The sequence below is a fragment of the Rhodohalobacter sp. genome (assembly GCF_041686455.1).
GTDB lineage: Bacteria > Bacteroidota > Rhodothermia > Balneolales > Balneolaceae > Rhodohalobacter.
Genome location: NZ_JAWLDW010000169.1, coordinates 1 through 4,402, shown reverse-complemented (window position 1 = coordinate 4,402; position 4,402 = coordinate 1). Strand labels below are relative to the sequence as shown.

The 4,402-nt window shown below is 44.0% G+C and carries 3 protein-coding genes; 1 reads left to right on the top strand and 2 read right to left on the bottom strand.

Features of this window, described 5'->3' with window-relative positions:
* Both ACESM0_RS12960 and ACESM0_RS12955 read right to left on the bottom strand, forming a co-directional pair.
* Window positions 1-899 (bottom strand): hypothetical protein (locus ACESM0_RS12960; RefSeq protein WP_372906625.1); only part of this gene is annotated, 899 nt, incomplete at its 3' end.
* A gap of 15 nt (window positions 900-914) precedes the next feature.
* On the bottom strand, window positions 915-2,639 hold the full coding sequence (locus tag ACESM0_RS12955) for a hypothetical protein (RefSeq protein ID WP_372906624.1): 1,725 nt from the start codon (window positions 2,637-2,639) through the stop codon (window positions 915-917).
* Window positions 2,640-2,876: 237 nt separating this feature from the next.
* On the opposite strand from ACESM0_RS12955, the gene ACESM0_RS12950 reads away from it, so the two are divergent.
* A partial coding sequence (locus ACESM0_RS12950) for a Tex-like N-terminal domain-containing protein (protein ID WP_372906623.1) occupies window positions 2,877-4,402 on the top strand: 1,526 nt, incomplete at its 3' end.

Below are 4,402 nucleotides of genomic sequence, written 5' to 3'. Positions count from 1 at the left end.
CCTTTATCCCGATACGTGAACGTATAGATCTCACTCTCCCCTCCATTCTGAAGTGGAATCTGACCGTTGGCATCCCTTGCCGTGACCTGCCAGGCGTAGGTTGCCCCCTCTTCCAGCGGTAAATATTGTAAGGTATAGGGAAGTGTGGTCTGACCGGTCAGCGTTTCAGAAGCTTGCTCTCTGTTACTGTTTATTGCCTGAAGAGGTGTTTGTCCTTTAAAAATTTCCACAAGCAGGAAATCATATTCAAAAAGGCCGCCCATTGAACTGGCGACCGGTGTCCATGAAAAAGTAGGTGTCTCGAAAGTAAGATTTGCTCCGTCCGGCACGGAGACTAAAATTGGCGGCGGCGGATAGCGAATGGCAAATATGGAATTGCCCGGCATGGAGTTAATACCAGACTGCTGAACGTTAGGTCTTGCCGTTATTTCAATAGAGTAGTTCCCTTCGGGTATCGATCCCGATTGAACAACCTGATTTTGCAGTTCTTTATCAAGCTGATTGAGTACATCTTTAGGCGTTACCGGGAAATCAACCTCTTCAAAGAAGTTAGCAAAAACATAGCTGCCCGGCGTAAACGCCTGAGGAAGTGATTCAAATTCAATAATGGTTCGGTTATTCCGGGTAAGCGTAAATTCAAATACAAAATCGACCGGCTGACTGCTAAAGCTGGAGTAGTTGAAGATGACCTGGTATTGCCCGGTTTTGAAATTGGTTTCGATATTATCGGCAAAAGGTGACGATAATACAGGTGGAATTCCCACAATATTCACCTGCGTAGTGCTCTGTGCGAAAGATTGGACAGAGAAAAAACCGATGCATGCAGCAACTAAGAGAGATAGTTTACAGAACTTCTGAATTCCCTTATTTAAGTAATAAATTGTATCGTTTTTACTCATCTTCAACTTTATGAATTAAAATCTTCTTTGATATCTAAAACTTCCTTCAAGCTCTGTGAACTCTCTTCCCGCTCCGGTTAACACATTATTGCTTCTTGTGCGCATAGTGATATTAAAAGAATCGTTTTCTGTGAGGTTATATGAGGAATTCAGACTTCCGGTCAATTGCTGAAGTTCTGATTCTGTCAAATTTCCACCCGGCCCCTCTCTTTCGCTCATATTTCGGTTTAGTCCCGCATTTGCACTGACGCTGAGGCTCCTGTTAAAAAAGGCATAACTGGTTCCCACATTCAGACCCATATTCTGAATCTCAATACCATCAGAGCTATTTGTCATATAGTTTACAGATGAGTTTATCGTAAGACCGATAGGCAATGTAATAGCGTAGTTTAAAGCAGAAGTAATAGATTCTGAACCGTAACTGTCGGTCTGAGCTCCTCCCGGGTTATCAAACTTGCTTTCAATACTCATATATCCCCCGGTTAATGATATATTATGAGTTGTTTCCTCACTCCGAAGTGTTAAACTGGGCTGAACCATTACATTGTGTGAAATTTGAGACTGACTGCTGCCTGTCGTCTGCCCGTCTATCTCCTGAGCCGTAATATTATTCAGAACCAAGCCATACGTTGTATTAACATTCAAATAATCAGTGATGATAAACTGGATATTCGAGTTTGCGTTTGTATTGGTCTGTGTTTGCACCCTGTTACCCAAAAGATTATCGCGTCCCAAAGAAACGTTCGAACTGATATTGATACGATTGTTCATCAATCGCAGAGACGGGCTGATTTTAATCCTTTCCTGATCATCGCGAACGGTTCCTCTGCCGAGTGATTCAAATCCGGGTTGAATTCTCTCATAACCCAAGCCCAGGTTGAAGATATCCATATTCAGAGTTGCATCGGCCATCCCCGCATAATTGATACGGCTACTTGTTCTCGGGGTAAAGATCGTGGTGAAAAACGAAGGAATATCTACTTCATCCATCGAAACAACAGAGCTATTTAAATCACGCGTAAAGAGTGATGCCGTCACTTCACTGGCAATCGTAAAACGCCCGTTTAAGAATTGAACCTGGAAATCGGGAGTAAAGGTCAGGTTCTCTCTGGGGGAGATTTCTAAATTGGTACCTGTAATGGATTCTCTTTCATCTCTGGCATAAAACGTGCTGAAGTGGAAATAGCTGGTTGATGTATTTCCGTAACCTATTTTTGCAGCTCCCGCCCACTGCTCAAAAGCTGGTGTTCTGAAACCCGACTCTAAACTCGGCCTAACAGCCCTTTTTGATCGCCCACCGGTCAACTCCACTAAAAATTTACCGGGATTTGCTCTTATATAACCACCTCGAATTGTTGCTCCGCTCAACCCATATTCCGAAAAACGACCATTTACATCCCCGGCCTGAACATTCAGCCACTTCCAGGTTGCATTAAAACTGAGGCTGTTCATATTCTGACGAAATCTGGAATCATCTGTGGAGTAGTTCATATTAATTCCTGAACTAAACCCAAACAGATTAAAACTCATATTGGCATTCGTCTGAATCATGCCCGGTGCACGTCTGTTTTCAATCCCATCAACTGAATACGCGCTTGCAGTAAGACCGATACTGCCGCCTGCTTCAACCCTGGTAATGTCAGACTCTTCGAGAAATTGACTAAACTGCCCTAATGCATCCTGTACACCGTACAGCAAGAAAAGAAGAAACAATAAGCCGATAATTGATTTTTGAGGCACTTCAGGTAGATTTTTATTCCTTTAATGATGTAAGCGTAAGCCCCCACAAAAAACTTTCATTTTTTTTTCGACTATTTTTCAGGTCCATTAATTCATAACAATATTCCGTAAAAAGAGGACTTGAGTTCAACCTCAAATTTCTCTTAACCGATGTACGAACTTTTTTGATTTGAACCTGTACAAAACCGTATCATCAGTTCTCATTTCCAAAACCTAATTTTATAGAAGTACACAACAATGACCGATTCTCAGATTTTCAGTCACATTGCATCTGCACACAATTTTTCAGCAAAACAGGTTAAAACCGTTGCCGAATTTATCGACGAGGGAGCCACCATACCGTTCCTGGCCCGCTATCGTCAGGAGGCCACCGGAGGGTTGGATGAAGTGCAGCTGCGTACTGTTCGAGATGCGATTGAATTTCACCGGACTCTGGAGGATCGAAAGAAAACAATCCTGAAAGCCATTGATGAGCAGGATAAACTGACGGATGAACTTCGTGAGAAGATCACAGCCTGTAAAGACCTGAAAACCCTGGAAGATCTCTACCTTCCATATAAGAAGAAACGAAAAACTCGTGGCGACATGGCCAAGGAGAAAGGCCTTGAACCACTGGCACAGATGATCTGGGATCAGGAGATTACCGAGGGCGATCCTCTCAAACATGCCGAAGAGTATATCAGCGAAGAACATGATTTGCCAGATGCTGAAACTGCCCTCAAAACCACACTGGATATTGTAGCTGAATGGATCAATGAATCGGTAGATGTTAGGGATAAACTTCGAACCATTATCCGCAAACAGGGAATGATCAAATCAGAGAAAAACCCCGTGATAGAAGGCCGTACTAATTTTGAGGACTATTACGACTACCAAAACCGGGTTCAGTACCTAAAACCTCATCAGATTTTGGCACTGAATCGTGGTGAAAGAGAAAATGTACTTTTTATAAATCTGGAGTTAAATGACAGCCGCACGCTCGACAGCATCGACGATGTGGTAATCACCAATGATCTCTCGATCTTCACTCCCTTTCTGCAGGATGCCGTTGAGGATGCCTACAAACGGCTTTTGATGCCGTCACTGGAACGCGAACTTCGAAATGAACTTACCGAACAAGCTGATGAACACGCCATCCAGACATTTGCCACCAACCTGAAAAACCTGCTGCTTCAGCCGCCATTGAAAGATCAGGTAGTGATGGGCGTGGATCCTGCTTTCCGAACAGGCTGTAAAATCGCTGTTATTGATGAGCTCGGCAAATATCAGGAAGGAACTACCATCTACCCCACTCCGCCACAGAATAAAGTGGAACAGGGAGCAAAGGTTGTCAACAAGCTGATTGACAAATATGGAGTAACCCTTATCGCCATCGGAAACGGAACGGCCAGCCGAGAAACTGAGCAGTTTATCGCTGATGTGATTCAAAAACGAAAAGAGTTGAACAAGGATGAAAACCTCAACTACCTCATTATCAGCGAAGCGGGAGCTTCTGTTTACTCAGCGTCGACCTTGGCACGAGAAGAGTTTCCTGATCTGGATGCGCCTCAGCGCGGAAACATATCGATTGCACGTCGGGCTCAGGATCCGCTGGCGGAACTGGTTAAAATTGATCCAAAATCGATTGGTGTGGGCCTTTATCAACACGATGTGAATCAGACCGAATTGGCAAAAAAGCTGGATGATGTGGTAGAGAGCTGCGTAAACGAGGTGGGCGTGAACCTGAATACGGCAAGTGCCCCGCTTTTGACTCACATCTCCGG